Origin of the sequence: Bacillus sp. EKM501B (genome assembly GCF_011800505.1) — a bacterium.
Lineage (GTDB): Bacteria > Bacillota > Bacilli > Bacillales > Bacillaceae_G > Bacillus_A > Bacillus_A cereus.
The window spans coordinates 655,629-676,697 of sequence record NZ_JAALFZ010000002.1; the positions used below are offsets into that span (position 1 = coordinate 655,629).

Consider the following 21,069-nt stretch of genomic DNA (forward strand, 5'->3'; position numbering starts at 1 on the left):
ATACTCACCATTAGAACCCTCCTCAAAATATTTAAACGATTCTTCTACACAAGATTATTTAATTCCACCTCATTTAAACTTCCAACAACAATATTTCCTTTATACACGACTAAACGTTTTTCTGTTTGACGCGCTACTGCTTCAGCAGCGCATGTCGCATTCGTCAAAACAAAGCTCGCTTCATCCCCTACATTCGGCCATACTCGCTTCCCTTCATTATTTAACGTTTCTTTTCCTCCTGTAATAAAGCGGAGTGCTTTTCCTAAAGACCTTTCGTCACTCCACCCAAAACGCTCTGCTAATCGATTCGCCTTTTGAAGCATATCACCTGTTCCAAACGGTGACCAATGATCTGTAATGCTATCATTGCCTAATGCAACCTTAACACCTTTTTTATCTAATAACGGAATTGGGATTACTTGTTTACCAATTGGCACTGTTGAAGTAATATCAATATTTACATTTGCGAGTCTTTCTGCCACTTCTTCAGCCTCTTTATCAGTAACACCACCAAGTCCAAGTGCATGACTAATCGTTACACGGCCTTGCCATCCTGCTTCTTCTGTTAAACTTGCCAATCCCTTCATCGTAAACGTTCCAAGATTATTCGCATCGTGCAAATGAATATCAACATCCGCATTAAATTCTACTGCGATATCCATAATTGTATGTAATGACTTTTCAATGTCATTATCTACTGTAGCTGGATCTACTCCTCCGACTAGATGAGCACCCATACGCATCGCATCTTTCACGAGTTGCACAGAATCACTGCGCAATAATCCATGTTGCGGAAACGCAACAATTCTACTAGACACTCGATTTTTATATGTTTCTAATGCCGCTAACGTCGCCTCCAGATTACCAAGCCCAATAATCGGATCGACATTACAATGCGTTCTAATATTCGTTGCACCATTTTGCAGTAGTAACTCTAGCATATTTTCCGCTCTATTTTGGGCAGTCGCTAATTGCTTTGGTAAAATTTTTTCTTCTTCATTAAAACGTGTAAAAATACTTTCTGCTGGCATACAAGCTTTCCATGGGCCACTATAATATGTTTTATCAATGTGAATGTGCATCTCTTTGAAAGCTGGCAACATTAATAAGTTCTTAGCATCAAAAGTTACTATATCTTCCTCTTGAACAATCCCTTTTATAATTTTTTTAATTCGACCATCTTCAATAAGTAAACTGCATAATTCTGTTTCTGTTTGTGAAATTCTCTCTTCTTCATATGTATATCCTGATTCAAGCATTACGTTAGTCAACCAATATACTGTCATCTCTATTTCCCCACCCTTTATTAAAAATCACCTCATAACTACAAGTTTAATATCCACTGAAAATTAAGACAATTAATACGATCACTTCTCACAAAAAAATGTAATACAACCCCATAGTCTTCTCATAAATTTCCATATAGAATAAAAGTATGCAGTTTGATATAAAAAGGAGTTGATTGGAATATGTCAAAAAAGTTATGTAAATCCGAAACTGATAAAATGCTATTTGGTATATGTGGTGGTTTAGGAGAATATTTTGATATTAGCTCTACTCTTATTCGTATCATTTGGGTTATTGCTGTTTTATGTTTTGGGACAGGATTTTTAGTTTATTTCATTTGTTTATTACTTATGCCACGTTCGTACTAACGGCATTATTTCACATACTTAAGAAGAGCAAATCACCTATAGAATCCTATAGGTGATTTTTTCATGAAGAATATTTCATCGTTAAATGTAATACCGCTACTTCTTCTTCTTCATTTTTATAAATATGCTTCTTATTCGCTTCAAATTGAATGGAATCAAACTCATTTAATTCGTATACATCATTCTCCACTTGAATAGACACTTTCCCTTTCATTACCGTTACAAGCTCAATCGCACCTTCATGATGAGCTTCTGGCTCATATATACTATTTGATCGTAAACAAGCACGGTGCATTTCCATCCCTGTTTCTTTCGTATAACGGAACATCGTTTCTAAATGCCACGCTTGTCCTTCATCTACTGCAAATCCTTCTCCACAGCGCGCAACAGCTACAGGTTCTCCAACAACCATTAATCTGGATAAAGGAATTGATAACCCTTTCGTTATTTTCCAAATGACAGCTAGTGTCGGATTTGTTTCCCCTCTTTCGATCTTTCCTAATGTTAATTTACTAACTCCTGTTTTATGAGCTAATTCTTCTAAACTTAATTTCTGTTCATTTCGAATTTGTCTCAATAACTGTCCAACTTGTTGAATGACTTCTTTCGTTTGCATATCTTCATTTTCTTTCATATATAAAACCACCTTAAAGTATAAAATAGTTTACTTTTAATAATTAAAAGTATATCATACTATACATAATTATTTATTTTCGAAAGGAGTGTTATACTTCATGCGCGCAATTTTATTAGGTCTTTTATCATCGGCCTTTTTTTCTGCAACCTTTATTATTAATAGAGCAATGAATGTATCTGGAACGAGCTGGGCTTGGACAGCTTCCTTCCGTTTTTTATTTGCTCTTCCTATTTTATTCCTTATCGTTTTATTTCGCAAAAACTTTAGGGGATTATGGGAAGAGTTAAAAAAACATCCATTGGCATGGATCGGATGGGGTTCTGTTGCCGGTATTGGTTTTTATTCTTTATTAAGTTTCGCAGCTGTCTTTTCTCCAGCTTGGCTCGTTGCTGGAACTTGGCAAGTTACGATTTTAGCTGGTTTACTACTATCACCACTATTTTTCGTGAAAATAGAAACAAAATCAGGTACGAAACTTGTACGTGGAAAAATTCCACTTCGTAGCTTATATGTTGCATTATTTATTTTACTTGGTGTAATTTGTATGCAAGCAACTGCCGCAGGCCATATTACAATGACTCAGTTCATTTCAGGTTTTTTACCTGTCGTATTAGCCGCTTTCTTATATCCGTTCGGTAACCGAAAAATGATGGAGCTTGTTGGTGGACGCCTTGATACGTTCCAACGTGTATTAGGAATGGCAATTGGAAGTCTTCCTATAACAATCTTGCTTGGTATATACGGATTTTCTACTACTGGCATTCCAACATCCAACCAAATGCTTCAAGGATTTTTGTTAGCATTATGTTCCGGCGTTATTGCAACGATGACATTTTTCTTTGCTACTGACTTAGCAAAAGATAACCTCGCTCTACTTGGAGCTGTTGAAGCAACACAAGCTGGAACGATGGTCTTTACCGTACTTGGAGAAATCATTTTCTTAAATGGTTCACTCCCTGGAGGGCTTTCTCTCATCGGAATGATTATTATAATGTTAGGAATGGTTGCAAATAGTATTTTAAACCGTTCTGTTCCAGTCGTTAAACAGAAAAAATCAGCATAAAAAAAGGGTATGGTTCTATAGAGATGAACCATACTCTTTTTTATTGTCCCCCTATTTCGCCTTATCAGAATAGTATTTCATTGGCTGCTTATACTAAAACTTATGTTATAATACGTTTCATGCGCATTAATAGGAGGTAAATTATGTTAAAAAAAGCAATCGCTGAATTTATTGGTACATTTGTACTTGTATTATTCGGAACTGGAGTAGCTGTCACTGGCGGCGGAATTGAAGGAATTGGAACATTAGGAATCGCTATGGCTTTCGGTCTATCTATTGTAGCTATGGCATATAGCATCGGAACAATTTCTGGATGTCACATTAACCCAGCAGTATCAGTAGCTATGTTCATCAACAAACGAATGAACGCTATGGAACTTTGTTATTATGTATTAGCTCAAATTTTAGGTGGTTTATTAGGAACTGCAACGTTAGTAACAATTTTAAAATCTGCTAAAACACCTTTAGATAATTTAGGACAAAATGGTTTCGGAACTCTTGGTTTATCTGGAGCATTTTTAGTTGAGTTCATTTTAACTTTCGTATTTATTTTAGTTATCGTTGCTGTAACAGGTAAAAAAGGAAGTTCTTCTTTAGCTGGACTAGTAATTGGTTTCACATTAGTTTTAATTCACTTATTAGGAATTCCGTTAACTGGAACATCTGTTAACCCAGCTCGTAGTATCGCACCAGCTTTATTTGTTGGTGGAGAAGCACTTTCTCAACTATGGGTATTCATCGTAGCACCAATTCTTGGTGGTATCTTCGCAGCTATCGTAGGTAAATTCATTTTAAATACTGAAAAATAGAATTTTCAATATTTCTGAATAAAAAAAGGCGAGCCCTCATTATGAGGAAGCTCGCTTTTTTTATTCTTTCATTTTAGACTTTAAATTTGTAACTAATTGATCTACCGTTACATTTGCAAGTACGTTTTCCATCGCTTCTTGCGCTTGCATTAAAATAATTTCTAATACTGATTGAATATTAGCTCCTACTGGACATTCAATGTTGGGATTTTCATGGAAGGAAAATAGCTGTCCTTCTTCTACAACTTCCACTGCTTTATATACATCAAGTAATGTAATTTCTTCTAAATCTCGAGCAAGTGTCGTACCACCTTTACCAGCTTGTACATCAACAAGTCCTGCTCTCTTCAACATTCCTGTAATGCGACGAATCACAACTGGATTTGTATTCACACTACCGGCAATCCATTCAGAGGTACAGCGAGAGTTTCGATCTATCGCAAGTAATGTCAGCATATGAACACCTACTGTAAAACGACTACTAATCCCCATCTGCACACCCTCCTTTTTATTCATTCTATTAAAAGACGACTCTTATCATTATATACTATTTTTAATTTATACATAAAGAAAAAGCATGATTTCAATAGGAAATCATGCTTTTCTCTCATTATTGACGCTTTATAAATTTCGCTAAATCTTTAAATTTCACTTTATCTGAGTAATTCATTACGCCGTTTACGTAAATGCGGCTTGTAACAGCATTTAATACCGCAATTGTCGCCAATAAGACTGCTAATGTTATCGTAATTTCTAGCATACCTGCTTCACCAGCTACAATACGTGAGAAGGTAACCATCGGTGTAAAAAATGGAACGTAAGAACTTACAACGACGATAGTACTATTCGGATCACTTAATGATTTAATACTAATAAAGAATGCAGCCATAATTAAAATCATTACCGGGAAAGATACAGCTTGTAAATCCTCCGTCTTAGACACGACAGCTCCAGCAGCAGCATACATCATCGCATAAAGTAAATATCCCGTAATGAAATAAACAAGAAACATGCTGATAACCTTTGCATCTAATTTCGTGAAGTCAATTGGAATACCCAATAGTGAGGCACTTTCTAAATCGACCCAACCTAACAAATATGGAATAAGATAACCACACGCCAATATGACAAGTTGCAATAACGCCGTTGAAACAACCGCTAAAATTTTCGCATACATCATCGTAAGAGGCTTCACTTTCGGAAGCATTACTTCCATTACACGTGACGCCTTTTCAGATGCAATATTCATTGCGATTGTATTTCCGAACGCTACAATAAACATATATAAAGCAAATGTAAAGAAATAGGCAATTCCGAAAGAAGATGTACGATCTTTTATCGCTTCTTGCTTTACTTGAATTTCTGTTTGTAATTGCTGTGCAATTTCTGGTGAAACATTATTTTTGGCAATCGTCACCATCGTATATTGTTGCTTTAAATATCCTGCCATAATTGCAGAAGTTGCTTGGCTTGGAAATCCATTATACATATATGTAATCGATGGAGCCCCACCCTTTTCCGTCACATGGAATAGACCATCTAAATCACCTTCTTCTACTTGCTTATGCAGTTTATCAAAATCATCCTTTGAACCAATTGTTATTTTTGCTGATGGCAATAGCTTATTTAGCTCATCTTTTTGTACTTTATATGTGGAACTCTCTACTACAACTGCAATTTTATCTTTATCCTTATTTTTATCATCGCCTGAAGTAAAATGATTAAATGCAAAAATCCCAAACACAACTAAAAATAAAATCGCACTCGTAATTAATGATTTTTTAGATAAAAATGCTTCCCTAAAATAAAATGAAAATACGTGAGAAAATTTACGCATCGTTATTTCGCCCTCTCTACAAAGATTTCGTTTAACGTCGGCTCTAACATTTTGAATTGTCGTAAGCTAACACCTTGCTCTTGCAACTGTTGCAAAATCTTGAGAGCTTCCGCATCGTCTTGTACTTTCACATAAAGAAGGCCTTGTTGTTTTTCATACGATACATGTATAGCTTCTAATCCCTTTTCATTCTCTACTGTATCTTCAATCGTTAAATTACGGAAACCGTATTCTTTCTTAATATCACTTAGCTGTCCTTTTACGACTGCTTCACCTTTTTTCAAAATACATACATGTTGGCAAAAAGCCTCTACTTGTTCCATACGATGACTTGATAAAATAATCGTCTTTCCGCTCTGTACTTGTTCTTCAATAATACTAGATAACATCCCAGCATTAACTGGATCGAGGCCGCTGAATGGTTCATCTAAAATGAGAAGTTCCGGATTATGAAGAAGAGCAGCAATTAATTGGATTTTTTGCTGATTCCCTTTTGAAAGCTCTCCAGCCGTTTTAAATTTATATTCTGGTATCGCTAAACGCTCTAACCAGTGATCAATAGCGTGATCCACTTCTTTCTTCGACATTCCTTCTAATCTACCAAAATATCGCAGCTGATCTATTACTCTACTTTTTGTATATAAACCTCTTTCTTCTGGTAAATACCCAATTGTTACACCACTATTTCCAAATGCTTTTCCATCCCATGTAATCGAACCTTCATTAGGCGTTAATAATCCGAGAAGCATTTTGATTGTTGTTGTTTTCCCTGCACCATTTCGTCCAAGTAACCCTAGTACTTCACCTTTTGGTAACGAAATTTGCAAACCGTTAACTGCTTTTGATTCCCCAAATTGTTTCGTTAAGTTTTGAATTTGTAAACTCAAGTATAAAGCCTCCCCTTTAGTATCATTCGTACTCTCTTTCAAAGACTATGTTTATTCAAGACAAAATATAGCACCACGCTTCATCCTCTTATATGTAAACATCGTCATTAATCCATCATTTGTTCTATTTAGTTAAAATTGTAAATAATAAAGTTCTTTTTGTCAATTATAATTGTCATTACGACAATAAAAATTGTCAAAGCAACTATTATTATTTTGCTCATCTTTCTAATATAGGACATACTACTATATATACAAAAGACAATATGCAAATGTTCATATAAAAATATTATATTTTAATATATAATATAAAATGATTTTCTAACATCAAGGAGGATACATATGAAGATGAAGAGGGGCATTACCACTTTATTATCTGTAGCGGTTCTATCTACATCACTTGTAGCATGTTCAGGAACACCAGAGAAAACAGTGGCAAAAGAAGAGAAAGTAAAATTAACAGAACAACAATTAATGGCTGATTTATGGTATCAAACAGCCGGTGAAACGAAAGCACTTTACTACCAAGGGTACAACATTGGTCAATTAAAGCTTGATGCAATTCTTGCAAAAGGGACAGAGAAAAAACCTGCTATCGTGCTTGATTTAGACGAAACTGTTTTAGATAACAGTCCTCATCAAGCAATGAGCGTAAAAACAGGCAAAGGCTATCCTTACAAATGGGATGATTGGATTAACAAAGCTGAGGCTGAAGCCCTTCCAGGCGCAATTGATTTCTTAAAATATACAGAGTCTAAAGGTGTAGATATTTACTACATCTCAAATCGTAAAACGAATCAACTAGATGCGACAATTAAAAATCTTGAGCGTGTAGGTGCTCCTCAAGCAACGAAAGAACATATATTATTACAAGATCCGAAAGAAAAAGGAAAAGAAAAACGCCGTGAACTCGTTTCTCAAACTCATGATATTGTCTTATTCTTCGGTGATAACTTATCTGATTTCACAGGTTTTGATGGAAAATCTGTAAAAGATCGTAACCAAACAGTAGCAGATTCAAAAGCACAATTTGGTGAGAAATTCATTATTTTCCCGAATCCAATGTATGGCGATTGGGAAGGCGCTTTATATGATTATGATTTCAAAAAATCAGATGCAGAAAAAGATAAAATCCGTCGCGACAACTTAAAATCATTTGAAGTAAAATAAAAGAGGATGGCATTCGCCATCCTCTTTTATTTTACTTTCTCTGTTAAAGGCAAGATAAATACTTCCACACGTCTATTCTTTGCCTTTCCTTCTTGTGTATCGTTTGGAGCAATTGAACGGTATTCTCCGTATCCAATCGCACTAAATTTTTCTGGTTGTAATTCTTTATTTTGCAGTAATACTTGCATAAAATTAACTGCCCGCTGCGTACTTAATTCCCAATTCGACGCAAACTGCGCATTGGCAATAGGGACATTATCCGTATGACCCGATACTGTAATTTCACGAGGTGACGCTGAAACAAGTAAGCTAGACATCTCTTTTGCAATCCCTAAAGATTCTAATTTCACATCTGCTTTCCCCGAATCAAACAGTATATTTTCTAATATTGTCACCATTAATCCCTTTTCAGTTAATTTAGTTTGAAAAGAAGAGGATAATTGTTTTTCATTAATATATTGATCAATCTTTTTTTGTAATGCTTTCAATTCATCCATCTCTTTTTTTTCTTTAGCTCTAGCTTCTTCTTGTTTTTTTGCTTGTTCTGCCTCAAGGCTACTTGCTGATAATTCTTTTTCATCATTTGGCTTTTGATCACTTAAAAATTCTTTGTTACCTGTTCCCCCAGCTAATTCACTTCGAAAAGCAACTGCCATCTGTTTAAACTTCGCAGCATCTATACTACTCATTGCGAATAAAACGATAAACAATGCAAATAACAACGTTAACATATCAGAATATGGGATTAACCACGTTTCATCGATATGCTCATCATGTTTTTTCTTTTTGCCTCTTCTATTTTTCTTACTCCGCATTTTTTTCTGCTCCTTTTTCTAGCTTTTTACGCTCAGTTGCAGAAAGTGCACCTAAAATGCGGTTCTTCATAATAAACGGATATGTACCTTCTTGTAACATTAATAAACAATCAATGATTAAACGTTTTTTCTCAATTTCAGCTGAAGATTTTTGCTTTAACTTATTTGCAAATGGATGCCATAATACATAACCTGAAAAAATACCAAAAATCGTTGCAATAAATGCACCCGAAATAGCATGACCTAACTTTTCAATATCAGTTAAGTTACCAAGCGCAGCTACAAGACCGATAACAGCCCCTAAAACTCCTAATGTCGGTGCATACGTACCAGCTTGTGAAAAAATAGCAGCTCCCTTTGCATGTCTTTCTTCAATTGCCTCTAATTCTGATTCCAAAATCTGCTCTAAATCTTCTGCGGATACGCCATCAATCACAAATTTCATACCACGCAAAAGAAATTCATCTTGAATTTTGTCTAATTGTTGCTCTAAAGACAAAATACCGTATTTTCTACTTTCAGATGTCCAATGAACAAATAATTCTAGCAACTGTTCATAACTTAAATCCTTTTTATTTGAACCAAAAAGAACTTTAAATAGTTTTGGAACCCTTTTTAGTTGATTCATCGGAAATGCAATACATACTGCAGCAAATGTACCGATAAAAATAATTAATGCTGCGGCAGGATTTAATAAGGCTGTTATGTCAGCGCCCTTGACGACCATCCCTACTACCACTGCTACAAATCCTAAAATAAGTCCAATAATTGTTGCAAAATCCATTCCCATTCACTCCCAGTCTATACAAGAAGTTCTCTATTCTCGATAATCGCTACATCTTCTTATGTATATATATTACATAAAAAATGCATTTCATGAAAGATAAGAAATGAATTATATAAAAAAATACTACAAATTCACACATTTTCTGACATTTTCTTTGCATTTCTATTACGTTATGACTCTTATATTCCTTTTCCAACAAACTAGATTTATAATAAAAAAACATTACACATTTTATTAAGAAGGGACTGTGATTACAAGGCATCATGAAAAAGATAATAATTATTTCTGCCACTACTATTGTAATCGGGATCACATCTTTCGCTTACTTTGGTTCTAAAACACCACTACATAATGAAGCAAAAGCTGTCGAAAGTCAAAAGCATAATAACCATAAAAAAGAAGAGATTCCTGCTTTTCCAAAAGCTGATCATAATGCAAAGAAAATAGACAATGACTTTTCAGTGGTAACAAATCCCAAATCTAATCTTGTCTTAATTAATAAACATCGAAAACTACCAGATGGATACATTCCTGAAGACTTAACGAGACCAAATGTACCATTTATTAGTCCAAAAGATAAAGAAAAAACATTGCTGCGAAAAGATGCTGCAGAGGCACTTGAAAACATGTTTAAAGCTGCGAAAAAAGAAGGGCTTGATCTTACAGCTGTATCTGGTTATCGTTCATACAAACGCCAAAAATCGTTGCATGATACATACGTTAGACGCCAAGGAAAAGCCGAAGCTAATTCGGTAAGCGCAATTCCTGGTACAAGTGAACACCAAACGGGTTTAGCAATGGATATTAGTTCAAAATCAGCTAAATTTCAATTAGAGCCTATCTTCGGGGAGACAGCAGAAGGAAAATGGGTCGCAGAACACGCTCATGAATTCGGCTTTGTCATTCGTTACTTAGAAGATAAAACAGATACAACAGAATATGCATATGAACCATGGCACTTACGCTACGTTGGTAATCCATACGCTACATACCTATATAAACATCACTTAACATTAGAAGAAGCGATGGAAGACAAAAAATAAGAGAGCAAATTGCTCTCTTATTTTTCTTTCACTCTATTATTGTAGTAATTTCTTCTTCCATTCTTCAGGCCATGGTTCGCCTCTTCCTGTTTTTTTCGACGCTTGAACCATCATTCCACGACCTACTAAACAAACCTCTCCTGCTGCATTCTTCACCATATAATGTAAATCTAAAGAAGAATTCCCGACCGATCCTGCCTTTACATACACCTTCAGCAGTTCATCAAAATATATTTGCTTAATAAAATTACATTGTAAATCCGCAACAACGATCATCGTTTCTGATGATGCATGTGTCCACTCTTGCATAAATCCAAGTTCTTTAAACAACGCAATACGAGCTTCTTCAAAATAAGTAAAAGCAACGACATTATTTACATGTCCAAACATATCTACTTCACCAAAACGAACCTTTACAGGGTTGTAAAACGAAAAACCACTTTCCCATTGCTCAAAGTCTTCAATATAAGAAATCCTCTTCATTGTTATCTCCCCTTTTCACCTTTAAATAAACAGAATAAACAGAAAAATAAAGTTATAAATATTGCCTCTTCGATATGAAGAGGCAATATTTATTAATAGTTATTATCGCTACCAAAGAAATCTTTGAACGATTGAATTGTTGTATCACGGTTTAATGCCGCAATTGAAGTTGTTAAAGGAATACCCTTCGGACATGATTGCACACAGTTTTGAGAGTTACCACAGTTTGCTAGTCCTCCATCTCCCATAATTGCACGTAAGCGATCTGCTTTATGCATTTCACCCGTTGGATGTGAGTTGAATAAGCGAGCTTGTGATAACGGTGCTGGTCCAATAAAGTCAGACTTACTGTTTACGTTTGGACATGATTCTAAGCAAACACCACATGTCATGCATTTTGAAAGCTCATAAGCCCATTGACGCTTTTTCTCAGGCATTCTTGGTCCTGGACCTAGGTCATACGTACCATCAATTGGAATCCACGCTTTAACGCGTTTTAGAGCATTAAACATGCGACTACGATCAACTTGCAAGTCACGTACAACCGGGAATGTCTTCATCGGTTTTAAGCGAATTGGTTGCTCTAATTGATCGATAAGTGCCGTACATGATTGACGTGGTTTTCCGTTAATCACCATCGAACATGCACCACATACTTCCTCTAAGCAGTTCATATCCCATGCAATCGGAGTTGTTTGGTTCCCTTTTGAATCAACAGGATTACGACGGATTTCCATAAGTGCTGAGATAATATTCATATTCGGACGATATGGAATTTCAAACTCTTGGTCAAACGCTTGCGCATCTGGCCCGTCTTGTCTCGTAATGATGAGGCGGATTGTTTTCTCAGACATGTTGTTTATCCCCCTTCTCTTCACCCTTAGCAGCTACATCGTGTTTTGAAGAATAATCACGTTTACGTGGTTTAATTAACGAAATATCAACGTCCTCGTAATGGAATGCTGGTGCATTTCCTTCTCCCTCAAATTTTGCCATCGTAGTTTTTAAGAAGTTTGCATCATCACGATTTGGGAATTCAGGTTTGTAATGCGCCCCACGGCTCTCATTACGGTTATATGCGCCAATTGTAATAACACGTGCTAACTCAAACATATTTGCAAGTTGGCGTGTAAATGAAGCACCTTGGTTACTCCATCTTGCTGTATCGTTAATGTTAATACGTTTGTAACGAGCCATTAATTCTTCAATTTTCGCATCTGTTTCTAATAATTTTTTATTTTCACGAACTACTGTAACGTTATCTGTCATCCATTCTCCAAGCTCTTTATGAAGAACATACGCATTTTCGTTACCATCCATCGTTAAAATATTGTTAAATTTCTCTGTTTCGATTAATTCATTTTGCTCATATACAGTAGATGAAACAGCATCAGATGATTTAGAAAGACCTTTCATATACTCAATTGCGTTTGGTCCTGCTACCATACCACCATAAATTGCTGATAATAGTGAGTTTGCACCAAGACGGTTACCACCGTGCATAGAATAATCACACTCACCTGCTGCAAATAAACCTGGAATATTTGTCATCTGTTTATAATCAACCCATAGTCCGCCCATTGAATAGTGAACAGCTGGGAAGATTTTCATCGGTAGTTTACGAGGATCATCCCCTGTAAATTTCTCATAGATTTCAATAATTCCACCTAGTTTAATATCTAGTTCTTTTGGATCTTTATGAGAAAGATCTAAGTACACCATGTTTTCACCGTTAATACCTAGTTTTTGCTCTACGCAAACATCAAAGATTTCACGCGTTGCGATGTCACGAGGTACAAGGTTTCCGTAAGCCGGATATTTTTCTTCTAAGAAGTACCATGGTTTACCATCTTTATATGTCCAAACACGTCCACCTTCACCACGTGCAGATTCACTCATAAGACGTAATTTATCGTCTCCAGGAATTGCCGTTGGGTGAATTTGAATGAACTCACCGTTTGCATAATATGCGCCTTGTTGATATACAGCAGAAGCTGCTGTACCTGTATTGATAATGGAGTTTGTTGATTTTCCGAAAATGATACCAGGGCCCCCTGTTGCCATAATCACGGCATCTGCTCCGAAACTTCTAATCTCCATAGTTTGTAAGTCTTGTGCAACGATTCCTCGGCACACACCTTCATCATCAACAACAGCTCGTAAGAAATCCCAACCTTCATATTTCGTTACAAGTCCTGCTACTTCGTGACGACGTACTTGCTCATCTAATGCGTAAAGTAATTGCTGTCCAGTTGTTGCACCAGCAAATGCTGTACGGTGATGTTGCGTTCCACCAAATCGACGGAAATCAAGAAGTCCTTCTTCCGTACGGTTGAACATAACACCCATACGGTCCATTAAATGAATGATACCAGGTGCTGCTTCACACATTGCTTTAACTGGTGGTTGGTTCGCTAAGAAGTCCCCACCATAAATTGTATCGTCAAAGTGGATCCATGGAGAATCCCCTTCACCTTTCGTATTTACGGCACCGTTAATTCCGCCCTGAGCACATACAGAATGTGAACGTTTTACTGGTACTAAAGAAAACAGTTCAACATTTACTCCTGCTTCTGCCGCTTTAATCGTTGCCATTAAGCCAGCCAAGCCACCGCCGACTACTATAAGTTTCCCTTTCATGCTCTCCCACTCCTTACTGGTTTGCTAGCTGTGGATCGATGAACGCTAATAATGCACTCACACCTACATAAGATAAACCTAAGAAAATAGCTAATGTTACATAAGTAGAGATTCTTTGTGAACGTGGAGATACTGTAATTCCCCAGCTGATGCAGAATGTCCATAGTCCATTTGCAAAGTGGAAAATTGTTGAAACAACACCAACTAAGTAGAATGCAAACATAGCTGGATTGTTTAAAATATCTGCCATCATATCATAGTTTACCTCTTTACCTAACATTGCTTGAATACGAGTTTCCCAGACGTGCCAAGAAATGAAGATCAGCGTAACGATACCTGAAATTCTTTGGAAAACGAACATCCAGTTACGGAAATAACCGTAAGAAACCGCATTGTTCTTAGCTGTAAATGCAATATATAAGCCATATATAGCATGGTACAGTATCGGTAAAAAGATGATGAAAATTTCTAGCGCATACCGGAATGGAAGGAGCTCCATAAAGCCTGCAGCTTTGTTAAAAGCCTCTGCTCCTCGTGTTGCAAAGTTGTTTACAATTAAATGTTGCGTCAAAAAGACACCAACCGGGATGACCCCCATTAATGAGTGCCACTTACGAAACGTATACTCGCGGCCTTTCATGTCCCCATTACCCCCCTTGAATGTTTGACTGCTGTTTTCAGATTAGTTTATGACAATAATGTTTTTTCACTATTGGCATAAGAAAAACTGAAAAAATTATTCGAAATATTTCAGCATAATTTGATACCAAGTTCATTTTACTCCTATTTTTGTCGAAGCGTCAAGAAAACGTATACATAATTTGCATATAATTTGCCAATTCTTTTTTTCTTCTTATATATTCAGATTTTCCTAAAGAAAAATCTGTTTTTATAAATGTGAAATGTTATATAATAATCCCTATAGAAAGAGGGGAATATTGTGAGTAAAAATACAATCGATACAACATCTTTAGAAGATGTTTCATTGAACGCCTTCGCTTATGAATTGCTACGTGAAGAATTACTACCTGATTTAATCGGCAACGATTTAGATGGTATTTTATACTGGTCTGGTAGAAACCTTGCAAGAAAATATCCGCTAGAAACAATTGAAGAAGTCATTCAGTTCTTTGAAAAGGCTGGCTGGGGCACTTTAAGCATTGTTGAACATAAGCGTCGTGAAATGCAGTTCCAACTTAAAGGCACACTCATCGCAGAACGTCAAAAACAAAAACGACATTCTTCTTATCAACTAGAAGCCGGATTCATCGCTGAACAAATCCAAAAGCAACGGAACGTCGTTGCAGAGTCATACGAAGAAAAGAAAAAACGTTCTGACTCTATTACATTTCTTGTAAAATGGGATATAAAAGATCTCATTGAAGTGTAAGCATTACCTACAGTCAACTAGACATATCAGTTTAGTTGACTTTTTTGTATTTTCATTCAGATGCATTTATTTTAAATCTTCAGAAATTATATCAAAAAACAGAAGACGTTGTAAACTACAACGTCTTCTTATCTGTTAAATACGTATAAATCGTCTCCGCGACATTTTTCGGCATACCCGCTTCGACAAATTCCTCTATAGAAGCTTCTTTCATCTTCTTTAATGAACCAAAATGTTTTAACAATACCTTTTTCCGTTTATCACCGATTCCTGGAATATCATCCAATGCTGATTGAATGACAGATTTCCCGTGTAATTGACGATGGAATGTAATCGCAAATCGATGCACCTCATCTTGAATACGCTGCAATAAATAAAATTCTTGGCTATTTCTCTCAAGCATCACAGGTTCCGGTGGATCCCCAATAATTAAATGGGAGGTTTTATGTTTATCATCTTTTACAAGACCTGCCATCGGAATATATAATCCGAGCTCATTCTCTAAAATATCACTTGCAGCCGCTAGATGGCCTTTTCCTCCATCAATAATAATCAAATCAGGTAAAGGTGAATTTTCTTTAAGCGCCCTTGTATAACGGCGCCTCACAACTTCTCTCATAGACTCATAATCATCTGGTCCTTGAACCGTTTTAATTTTATATTTTCGATACTCTTTCTTCGCCGGTTTCCCATCGATAAAAGCAATCATTGCAGAAACGGGATTTGTTCCTTGAATATTTGAGTTATCAAACGCTTCAATACGATATGGCGTTTCAATCCCAAGCTGCTTCCCTAAATGATCTACCGCTTTAATCGTTCGTTCTTCATCACGTTCAATTAAGTAAAACTTCTCTTCAAGAGCAATCTTCGCATTTTTATTTGCCAATTCTACAAGGTCTTTTTTCTTACCACGTTTCGGCTGCGTCGCTTCCACTTCTAAAAAGCGCTCTACTAATTCCGAGTCTATACTTCCTGGAACGACAATTTCCTTCGGCTTAAAATGACTACTGTTTTCATAAAATTGGCCGATAAACGTTAAAAAACCCTCTTCTGGTTCATCGTAAATTGGAAACATAGAAACATCACGTTCAATTAGCTTTCCTTTTCGAACGAAGAAAACTTGAACACACATCCATCCTTTATCCACTGCATATCCAAACACATCACGATCCACTAAGTCACTCATAATCATCTTTTGCTTTTCCATAATCGCATCAATATGAGCAATTTGATCACGCAACTCTTTTGCACGTTCAAACTCTAGTTTCTCTGAGGCCTCATACATTTTTATTTCTAGTTCTGAACGAACTTCTTTATGTCCACCATTTAAAAACTTAATAATTTCATCTACAATTTCTTTATTTTGTTCTTCCGTCACTTCTTTCACACAAGGCGCTAAACATTGACCCATATGATAATACAAACAAACTTTATCTGGCATATTCGTGCATTTCCGAAGTGGATACATACGATCTAGCAGTTTTTTCGTTTCATGAGCAGATTGTGCATTTGGATAAGGACCAAAATATTTCCCTTTATCTTTTTTTACGTTTCGAGTAATGAGTAAGCGAGGTTGCTTCTCCGCTGTAATTTTAATAAAAGGATATGTTTTATCATCTTTTAATTGAATATTATATTTCGGATCATATTTTTTAATTAGATTTAACTCTAAAATAAGTGCTTCTAAATTCGAAGAAGTTACAATATATTCAAAATCAACAATTTCTCCTACAAGCCGCAGTGTTTTCCCATCATGTGAACCAGTAAAGTACGAGCGCACACGATTTTTAAGCACTTTTGCCTTTCCGACATATATAACCGTTCCTTGCTTATCTTTCATCAAATAACAACCAGGTTGATCTGGTAAAATAGCCAACTTCTCTTTCAAATGTTCGTGCACTCGTCTCCCTCCATTTCTACATACTTAGCATTTTTATTTTCCCTTGAAAACATACTATGCCCAAACACCCAACATACGTTCTTTTATTGTAACGGAAAGACTATAAAAAAGAAAATAAAAAAAGCTACCAAATGGTAGCTTTTTTTATTTTAGAAGTGTTTAGAAACTAATTCTACTAACGCTTCTTTCGGTTTATAACCTAACGCTTGATCAACTACTTTACCGTCTTTTAATACGAAAAGAGCTGGAATGCTCATTACTTCGAATTGACGAGCAGTTTCTTGGTTTTCATCAACGTCTACTTTTACTACTTTTACTTTTTCGCCTAGTTCTGCATCGATTTCCTCTAATACAGGAGCGATCATTTTACAAGGTCCACACCAAGGTGCCCAGAAATCTAATAATACAACACCTTCGCTAGTTTCAGCTGCGAAGCTTTGGTCATTTGCGTTTACAATTGCCATTTTATTTCCTCCTTCAAGTATATTCTACCAAGAGTATATCATTAACTTATATACGTGGCGAATAATATGTATCGTTATGTATTGTAACAAAAAAATGTTCCTTTATACTATATAAAAATACGGATTAAATACTAAAAAGATGAGAGACAGGGGATCTCTCACCTTTTTCTATATATAGGGGTACTTCACTTGGAACTCAAGGGTACTAAAATCATGAATGTACTTTTAACTTTTTAAACTCTTCTGTTAAAAGAGGTACAACTTCGAATAAGTCACCGACAATACCGTAGTCAGCTACTTTAAAGATACTTGCTTCTGGATCTTTATTAATCGCAACGATTATTTTTGAGTTAGACATACCTGCTAAATGCTGAATCGCACCAGAAATACCACATGCAATGTATAAGTCTGGGGTAACAACTTTACCAGTTTGACCAATTTGTAATGAGTAATCACAGTATTCAGCGTCACAAGCACCACGAGATGCCCCAACAGCGCCGCCTAGTACGTCAGCTAACTCTTTTAATGGTTTAAAGCCTTCTTCACTCTTCACACCGCGTCCACCAGCGATAATAACTTTCGCTTCAGAAAGATCCACACCTTCTGCCGTTTTACGGACAACATCTTGAATGATTGTACGTAAATCTTTCACATCAACTGTAATAGAAGATACGTCACCGCTGCGAGACTCATCTTTTTCCAGAGTTGCAATGTTATTTGGACGCACTGTCGCAAATAACATGCCGTCTGTTACAATCTTCTTCTCGAATGCTTTACCAGAGTAAATTGGACGAGTGAAGATAACATTTCCACCTTCAACCTCTAAAGCAGTTACGTCAGAAATTAAACCAGCTTCAAGCTTCGCTGCTAATTTTGGTGATAAATCTTTGCCAAGTGCTGTATGTCCAAAGACAATACCTTCTGGATTTTCTTCAGCATGTACAGCTAAAAACGCTTGTGCATAACCATCAGATGTATATGATTTTAATTTATCATTTTCAACTGTCACAACGCGATCTGCACCGTAATGAATCAATTCATTTGCAAAAGAGGCAACGCTGTCTCCAATTAGAAGACCTACTACTTCACCGCCTTCTGCAATTGTTTTTGCTGCTGCTACCGCTTCAAAAGAAACGTTACGTAGCGATCCATCACGAACTTCACCCATTACTAATACTTTACGAGCCATAGATTTTCCCTCCTGCATATATAATTTCGTATTTTATTAGATTACTTTCGCTTCTGTATGGAGCAACGATACAAGTTCTTTTACTTGATCTTGCAGCTCGCCTTGTAACACTTTTCCTGCATCTTTCTTAGGAGGCAAATAGATTTCAATTGTTTTTGTCTTTGCTTCCACATCATCTTCTTCTAAATCTAAATCATCTAATTCTAATTCTTCTAGCGGCTTTTTCTTCGCTTTCATAATACCTGGAAGCGATGGGTAACGCGGTTCATTTAAACCTTGCTGTGCTGTTACTAAAACTGGTAATGAAGTTGCAATCACTTCTGTATCACCTTCAACATCACGCTCAATCTTCACATTTGTACCGTCAATTTCAAGTTTTGTAATTGTCGTTACATACGGAATATTTAACGCTTCAGCTACGCGTGGTCCTACTTGTCCAGATGCACCATCAATTGCAACGTTTCCGCCTAAAATTAAATCTGCATCTTTATCTTTTAAATATTCAGCAAGCACTTTTGCTGTCGTGAACTGGTCACCATTTTCTACGTCATCTTCAATATTAATTAATACAGCTTTATCACAGCCCATTGCTAATGCAGTACGAAGTTCTTTCTCACTATCTTCGCCACCGACTGTTACAACTGTAACTTCTCCACCTTGTGCGTCTCTTACTTGAATTGCTTCTTCAATTGCATATTCATCGTAAGGGTTGATGATGAATTCCGCTTCGCCATCGTAAATTGCACCGTTTTTAATTACGATTTTTTCTTCTGTATCAAATGTTCGTTTCATGAGTACGTAGATGTTCATTCCATTTACCCCCTTGTTTTTCAGAAAGATTCTATCAATTTTAATTTTCTGTTAATTTATATTAAAAAAATAATTGAACTACCTGCCACTAAATGAAGGTTTACGCTTTTCTAAAAATGCAGCTACACCTTCTCTTCCATCTTCACTCGTAAATACTTCACCAAAAATCTGTGATTCACGTTGTACACCTTCATAGTAATGAGACGATTTTGTCGTTTGCAATAACTCTAGTACAGCACGAGTTGTTGCTGGACTTTTTCCAGCAATTTGTTTTGCAACTTTAAGCGTATCATCTAAAAGAGATTCTTCAGAGAACAATCCGTTAACAAGTCCCCACTTTAATGCTTCTGCACCAGTAATTGGTGTGCTTGTTAACATCATTTCACAAGCTTTCGCTTTCCCAACATAACGTGGTAAGCGCTGTGTACCTGCAAAGCCAGGAATTAATCCAAGTGTTAATTCAGGTAAACCAAGTTTTGCACTTTCAGTTGCAAAGCGCATGTGGCAAGACATAGCAAACTCAAGGCCGCCGCCCAGTGCCGCTCCATGAATTGCCGCAATAACTGGTTTTGAACATTTTTCAACACGCTCAAACGTAACTTGTCCAAGCTGTGCTAATTCTGTTGCTTGCTTCGCTTCAGTAACAGATGTAAATTCTTTAATATCTGCTCCCGCTGAGAAGAAACGTCCTTCACCATGAATAACAACAACACGAATGTTATCATCCTTTTCCACTTGATCAATTAATTCAGTAACGTCATGCATAACTTGTGAAGACATCGCATTCGCTGGTGCGTGATTTAACGTCGCCACCGCGATATGATCTTCAACTCTTACAGATAGGAATTTCAACATGATCCCTCCCATTATTGACGATAACCACAAGCTGCAATAAGTAGCCCGTGTACCGTTTTTGAAAGTGCGACCAGATCATACTTATGATCGCTCATTACCCAATTGGTCACAACTTCATCCACTGTTCCAAAGATCATTTGTCTTGCCACGCGAACATTTAAATCTGCTTGAAATTCACCTTGTTTTATACCAGTCTCTAAAATCTCATCCATAACTTGTAAGTAGCCTTTTAATACTTCATTTATTTTAAGGCGCAAGTCTTGATTGGACTGCCTCAGCTCTAATTGTGTAACGATAGCAAGAGGATCATTTTGCGACAACAGCAAGAAGTGCGTTTCTACCAACATGAATAACTTCGATACAGCGCTTTCAATTCCTGCTGTTTTTTGACGAATTGTTTCGACAAATTCTCCCATCTTCTCTTGGAATAAGGATATTAATATATCTTCTTTATTTTTAAAATATAAATAAATCGTGCCATCAGCTACCCCAGCTTGCTTTGCGATTTTAGAAACTTGCGCTTGGTGGTACCCATTCTCCGCAATCACAATGACTGCCGCATCAATAATTTGATTGTATTTCGGTCTATTTTTCTTCACTTTACTGTCCCCTTCAAGAAGATGACTGAATGAATA

At 36.4% G+C, this 21,069-nt stretch carries 23 protein-coding genes; 6 read left to right on the forward strand and 17 right to left on the reverse strand.

Translation table 11 applies throughout. The annotated features are described in order from the left end of the window. Nucleotides 1-44: 44 nt before the first annotated feature. Nucleotides 45-1,286 (reverse strand): amidohydrolase family protein, encoded by a 1,242-nt coding sequence (locus tag HFD78_RS08195; protein WP_000219558.1) that lies wholly within the window; start codon nucleotides 1,284-1,286, stop codon nucleotides 45-47. A gap of 183 nt (nucleotides 1,287-1,469) precedes the next feature. Between HFD78_RS08195 and HFD78_RS08200 the strand changes: the two genes are divergently transcribed. Continuing rightward, on the forward strand, nucleotides 1,470-1,655 hold the full coding sequence (locus HFD78_RS08200) for a PspC domain-containing protein (RefSeq protein WP_000038411.1): 186 nt from the start codon (nucleotides 1,470-1,472) through the stop codon (nucleotides 1,653-1,655). A gap of 61 nt (nucleotides 1,656-1,716) precedes the next feature. Here HFD78_RS08200 and HFD78_RS08205 read toward each other — a convergent pair whose 3' ends face one another. Beyond that, nucleotides 1,717-2,289, reverse strand: a complete 573-nt coding sequence (locus HFD78_RS08205; RefSeq protein ID WP_000661924.1) for a helix-turn-helix domain-containing protein — start codon at nucleotides 2,287-2,289, stop codon at nucleotides 1,717-1,719. A 100-nt stretch (nucleotides 2,290-2,389) separates the two neighbouring features. Between HFD78_RS08205 and HFD78_RS08210 the strand changes: the two genes are divergently transcribed. Continuing rightward, nucleotides 2,390-3,355: a DMT family transporter gene (locus HFD78_RS08210; RefSeq protein WP_001201630.1), complete on the forward strand. Its 966-nt coding sequence runs from the start codon at nucleotides 2,390-2,392 to the stop codon at nucleotides 3,353-3,355. A 143-nt stretch (nucleotides 3,356-3,498) separates the two neighbouring features. After that, nucleotides 3,499-4,164, forward strand: coding sequence for an aquaporin (locus tag HFD78_RS08215; protein ID WP_000913213.1), 666 nt, complete (start codon nucleotides 3,499-3,501; stop codon nucleotides 4,162-4,164). Between the two features lie 60 nt (nucleotides 4,165-4,224). On the opposite strand, the gene HFD78_RS08220 is transcribed toward HFD78_RS08215, so the two are convergent. The 3 genes from HFD78_RS08220 to HFD78_RS08230 form a co-directional block, all read right to left on the reverse strand. Further along, complete coding sequence (locus HFD78_RS08220; RefSeq protein WP_000512998.1) at nucleotides 4,225-4,656, reverse strand: Rrf2 family transcriptional regulator; 432 nt, start codon at nucleotides 4,654-4,656, stop codon at nucleotides 4,225-4,227. 118 nt (nucleotides 4,657-4,774) lie between these two features. Next, the gene (locus HFD78_RS08225; protein ID WP_001224981.1) at nucleotides 4,775-6,001 is read right to left on the reverse strand and encodes an ABC transporter permease; all 1,227 of its coding nucleotides are present in this window, start codon (nucleotides 5,999-6,001) and stop codon (nucleotides 4,775-4,777) included. Between the two features lie 2 nt (nucleotides 6,002-6,003). Continuing rightward, on the reverse strand, nucleotides 6,004-6,888 hold the full coding sequence (locus tag HFD78_RS08230; protein ID WP_000058121.1) for an ABC transporter ATP-binding protein: 885 nt from the start codon (nucleotides 6,886-6,888) through the stop codon (nucleotides 6,004-6,006). 342 nt (nucleotides 6,889-7,230) lie between these two features. Here HFD78_RS08230 and HFD78_RS08235 point away from each other — a divergent pair, with 342 nt between their 5' ends. Next, a complete protein-coding gene (locus tag HFD78_RS08235) occupies nucleotides 7,231-8,058 on the forward strand; it encodes a 5'-nucleotidase, lipoprotein e(P4) family (RefSeq protein ID WP_000782768.1) in 828 nt (275 codons plus the stop codon). 26 nt (nucleotides 8,059-8,084) lie between these two features. Here HFD78_RS08235 and motB read toward each other — a convergent pair whose 3' ends face one another. Then, nucleotides 8,085-8,873 carry a flagellar motor protein MotB gene (gene motB / locus HFD78_RS08240; RefSeq protein ID WP_001256734.1) on the reverse strand — a complete coding sequence of 263 codons (789 nt, stop codon included), beginning with the start codon at nucleotides 8,871-8,873 and terminating at the stop codon, nucleotides 8,085-8,087. Beyond that, nucleotides 8,863-9,657 carry a flagellar motor stator protein MotA gene (motA, locus tag HFD78_RS08245; protein WP_000344853.1) on the reverse strand — a complete coding sequence of 265 codons (795 nt, stop codon included), beginning with the start codon at nucleotides 9,655-9,657 and terminating at the stop codon, nucleotides 8,863-8,865. The genes motB and motA overlap by 11 nt, the downstream gene beginning before the upstream one ends. A 266-nt stretch (nucleotides 9,658-9,923) precedes the next feature. Here motA and HFD78_RS08250 point away from each other — a divergent pair, with 266 nt between their 5' ends. Next, a complete protein-coding gene (locus tag HFD78_RS08250; RefSeq protein WP_000720201.1) occupies nucleotides 9,924-10,703 on the forward strand; it encodes a M15 family metallopeptidase in 780 nt (259 codons plus the stop codon). 36 nt (nucleotides 10,704-10,739) lie between these two features. Here HFD78_RS08250 and HFD78_RS08255 read toward each other — a convergent pair whose 3' ends face one another. The 4 genes from HFD78_RS08255 to sdhC all read right to left on the reverse strand — a co-directional run bounded on the left by HFD78_RS08255 (nucleotide 10,740) and on the right by sdhC (nucleotide 14,466). Beyond that, complete coding sequence (locus HFD78_RS08255) at nucleotides 10,740-11,186, reverse strand: acyl-CoA thioesterase (protein WP_098204820.1); 447 nt, start codon at nucleotides 11,184-11,186, stop codon at nucleotides 10,740-10,742. Between the two features lie 92 nt (nucleotides 11,187-11,278). Next, nucleotides 11,279-12,040: a succinate dehydrogenase iron-sulfur subunit gene (sdhB, locus tag HFD78_RS08260; protein ID WP_001291827.1), complete on the reverse strand. Its 762-nt coding sequence runs from the start codon at nucleotides 12,038-12,040 to the stop codon at nucleotides 11,279-11,281. Then, the gene (gene sdhA / locus HFD78_RS08265) at nucleotides 12,033-13,826 is read right to left on the reverse strand and encodes a succinate dehydrogenase flavoprotein subunit (protein ID WP_000676750.1); all 1,794 of its coding nucleotides are present in this window, start codon (nucleotides 13,824-13,826) and stop codon (nucleotides 12,033-12,035) included. The genes sdhB and sdhA overlap by 8 nt, the downstream gene beginning before the upstream one ends. 13 nt (nucleotides 13,827-13,839) lie before the next feature. Next, nucleotides 13,840-14,466 carry a succinate dehydrogenase cytochrome B558 gene (gene sdhC, locus HFD78_RS08270; protein ID WP_000678354.1) on the reverse strand — a complete coding sequence of 209 codons (627 nt, stop codon included), beginning with the start codon at nucleotides 14,464-14,466 and terminating at the stop codon, nucleotides 13,840-13,842. A 300-nt stretch (nucleotides 14,467-14,766) separates the two neighbouring features. Between sdhC and HFD78_RS08275 the strand changes: the two genes are divergently transcribed. Then, entirely contained in the window at nucleotides 14,767-15,216 is a 450-nt protein-coding gene (locus tag HFD78_RS08275) for a YslB family protein (protein ID WP_000042226.1), read from the forward strand. A gap of 115 nt (nucleotides 15,217-15,331) precedes the next feature. Here HFD78_RS08275 and uvrC read toward each other — a convergent pair whose 3' ends face one another. The 6 genes from uvrC to HFD78_RS08305 form a co-directional block, all read right to left on the reverse strand. Next, nucleotides 15,332-17,116, reverse strand: coding sequence for an excinuclease ABC subunit C (gene uvrC / locus HFD78_RS08280; RefSeq protein ID WP_000544296.1), 1,785 nt, complete (start codon nucleotides 17,114-17,116; stop codon nucleotides 15,332-15,334). 149 nt (nucleotides 17,117-17,265) lie between these two features. Then, nucleotides 17,266-17,580, reverse strand: a complete 315-nt coding sequence (trxA, locus tag HFD78_RS08285) for a thioredoxin (protein WP_001018943.1) — start codon at nucleotides 17,578-17,580, stop codon at nucleotides 17,266-17,268. Between the two features lie 211 nt (nucleotides 17,581-17,791). Then, nucleotides 17,792-18,769, reverse strand: a complete 978-nt coding sequence (gene etfA / locus HFD78_RS08290; RefSeq protein ID WP_000101944.1) for an electron transfer flavoprotein subunit alpha — start codon at nucleotides 18,767-18,769, stop codon at nucleotides 17,792-17,794. Between the two features lie 36 nt (nucleotides 18,770-18,805). After that, nucleotides 18,806-19,579, reverse strand: coding sequence for an electron transfer flavoprotein subunit beta (gene etfB / locus HFD78_RS08295; RefSeq protein ID WP_001029028.1), 774 nt, complete (start codon nucleotides 19,577-19,579; stop codon nucleotides 18,806-18,808). Between the two features lie 78 nt (nucleotides 19,580-19,657). After that, nucleotides 19,658-20,434 (reverse strand): enoyl-CoA hydratase, encoded by a 777-nt coding sequence (locus tag HFD78_RS08300; protein WP_000911292.1) that lies wholly within the window; start codon nucleotides 20,432-20,434, stop codon nucleotides 19,658-19,660. An 11-nt stretch (nucleotides 20,435-20,445) separates the two neighbouring features. Continuing rightward, the gene (locus HFD78_RS08305; protein ID WP_000742223.1) at nucleotides 20,446-21,033 is read right to left on the reverse strand and encodes a TetR/AcrR family transcriptional regulator; all 588 of its coding nucleotides are present in this window, start codon (nucleotides 21,031-21,033) and stop codon (nucleotides 20,446-20,448) included. Nucleotides 21,034-21,069 lie beyond the last annotated feature (36 nt).

Coding starts and splice junctions, on each gene's coding strand:
- sdhC (WP_000678354.1), bottom strand. CDS start 14,466: ATGAAAGGCCGCGAGTATACGTTTCGTAAGTGGCACTCATTAATGGGG.
- motA (WP_000344853.1), bottom strand. CDS start 9,657: ATGGATTTTGCAACAATTATTGGACTTATTTTAGGATTTGTAGCAGTG.
- HFD78_RS08225 (WP_001224981.1), bottom strand. CDS start 6,001: ATGCGTAAATTTTCTCACGTATTTTCATTTTATTTTAGGGAAGCATTT.
- trxA (WP_001018943.1), bottom strand. CDS start 17,580: ATGGCAATTGTAAACGCAAATGACCAAAGCTTCGCAGCTGAAACTAGC.
- HFD78_RS08205 (WP_000661924.1), bottom strand. CDS start 2,289: ATGAAAGAAAATGAAGATATGCAAACGAAAGAAGTCATTCAACAAGTT.
- HFD78_RS08215 (WP_000913213.1), top strand. CDS start 3,499: ATGTTAAAAAAAGCAATCGCTGAATTTATTGGTACATTTGTACTTGTA.
- HFD78_RS08250 (WP_000720201.1), top strand. CDS start 9,924: ATGAAAAAGATAATAATTATTTCTGCCACTACTATTGTAATCGGGATC.
- HFD78_RS08220 (WP_000512998.1), bottom strand. CDS start 4,656: ATGGGGATTAGTAGTCGTTTTACAGTAGGTGTTCATATGCTGACATTA.
- HFD78_RS08195 (WP_000219558.1), bottom strand. CDS start 1,286: ATGACAGTATATTGGTTGACTAACGTAATGCTTGAATCAGGATATACA.
- HFD78_RS08255 (WP_098204820.1), bottom strand. CDS start 11,186: ATGAAGAGGATTTCTTATATTGAAGACTTTGAGCAATGGGAAAGTGGT.
- HFD78_RS08210 (WP_001201630.1), top strand. CDS start 2,390: ATGCGCGCAATTTTATTAGGTCTTTTATCATCGGCCTTTTTTTCTGCA.
- etfB (WP_001029028.1), bottom strand. CDS start 19,579: ATGAACATCTACGTACTCATGAAACGAACATTTGATACAGAAGAAAAA.
- HFD78_RS08200 (WP_000038411.1), top strand. CDS start 1,470: ATGTCAAAAAAGTTATGTAAATCCGAAACTGATAAAATGCTATTTGGT.
- motB (WP_001256734.1), bottom strand. CDS start 8,873: ATGCGGAGTAAGAAAAATAGAAGAGGCAAAAAGAAAAAACATGATGAG.
- etfA (WP_000101944.1), bottom strand. CDS start 18,769: ATGGCTCGTAAAGTATTAGTAATGGGTGAAGTTCGTGATGGATCGCTA.
- sdhA (WP_000676750.1), bottom strand. CDS start 13,826: ATGAAAGGGAAACTTATAGTAGTCGGCGGTGGCTTGGCTGGCTTAATG.
- HFD78_RS08300 (WP_000911292.1), bottom strand. CDS start 20,434: ATGTTGAAATTCCTATCTGTAAGAGTTGAAGATCATATCGCGGTGGCG.
- sdhB (WP_001291827.1), bottom strand. CDS start 12,040: ATGTCTGAGAAAACAATCCGCCTCATCATTACGAGACAAGACGGGCCA.
- HFD78_RS08235 (WP_000782768.1), top strand. CDS start 7,231: ATGAAGATGAAGAGGGGCATTACCACTTTATTATCTGTAGCGGTTCTA.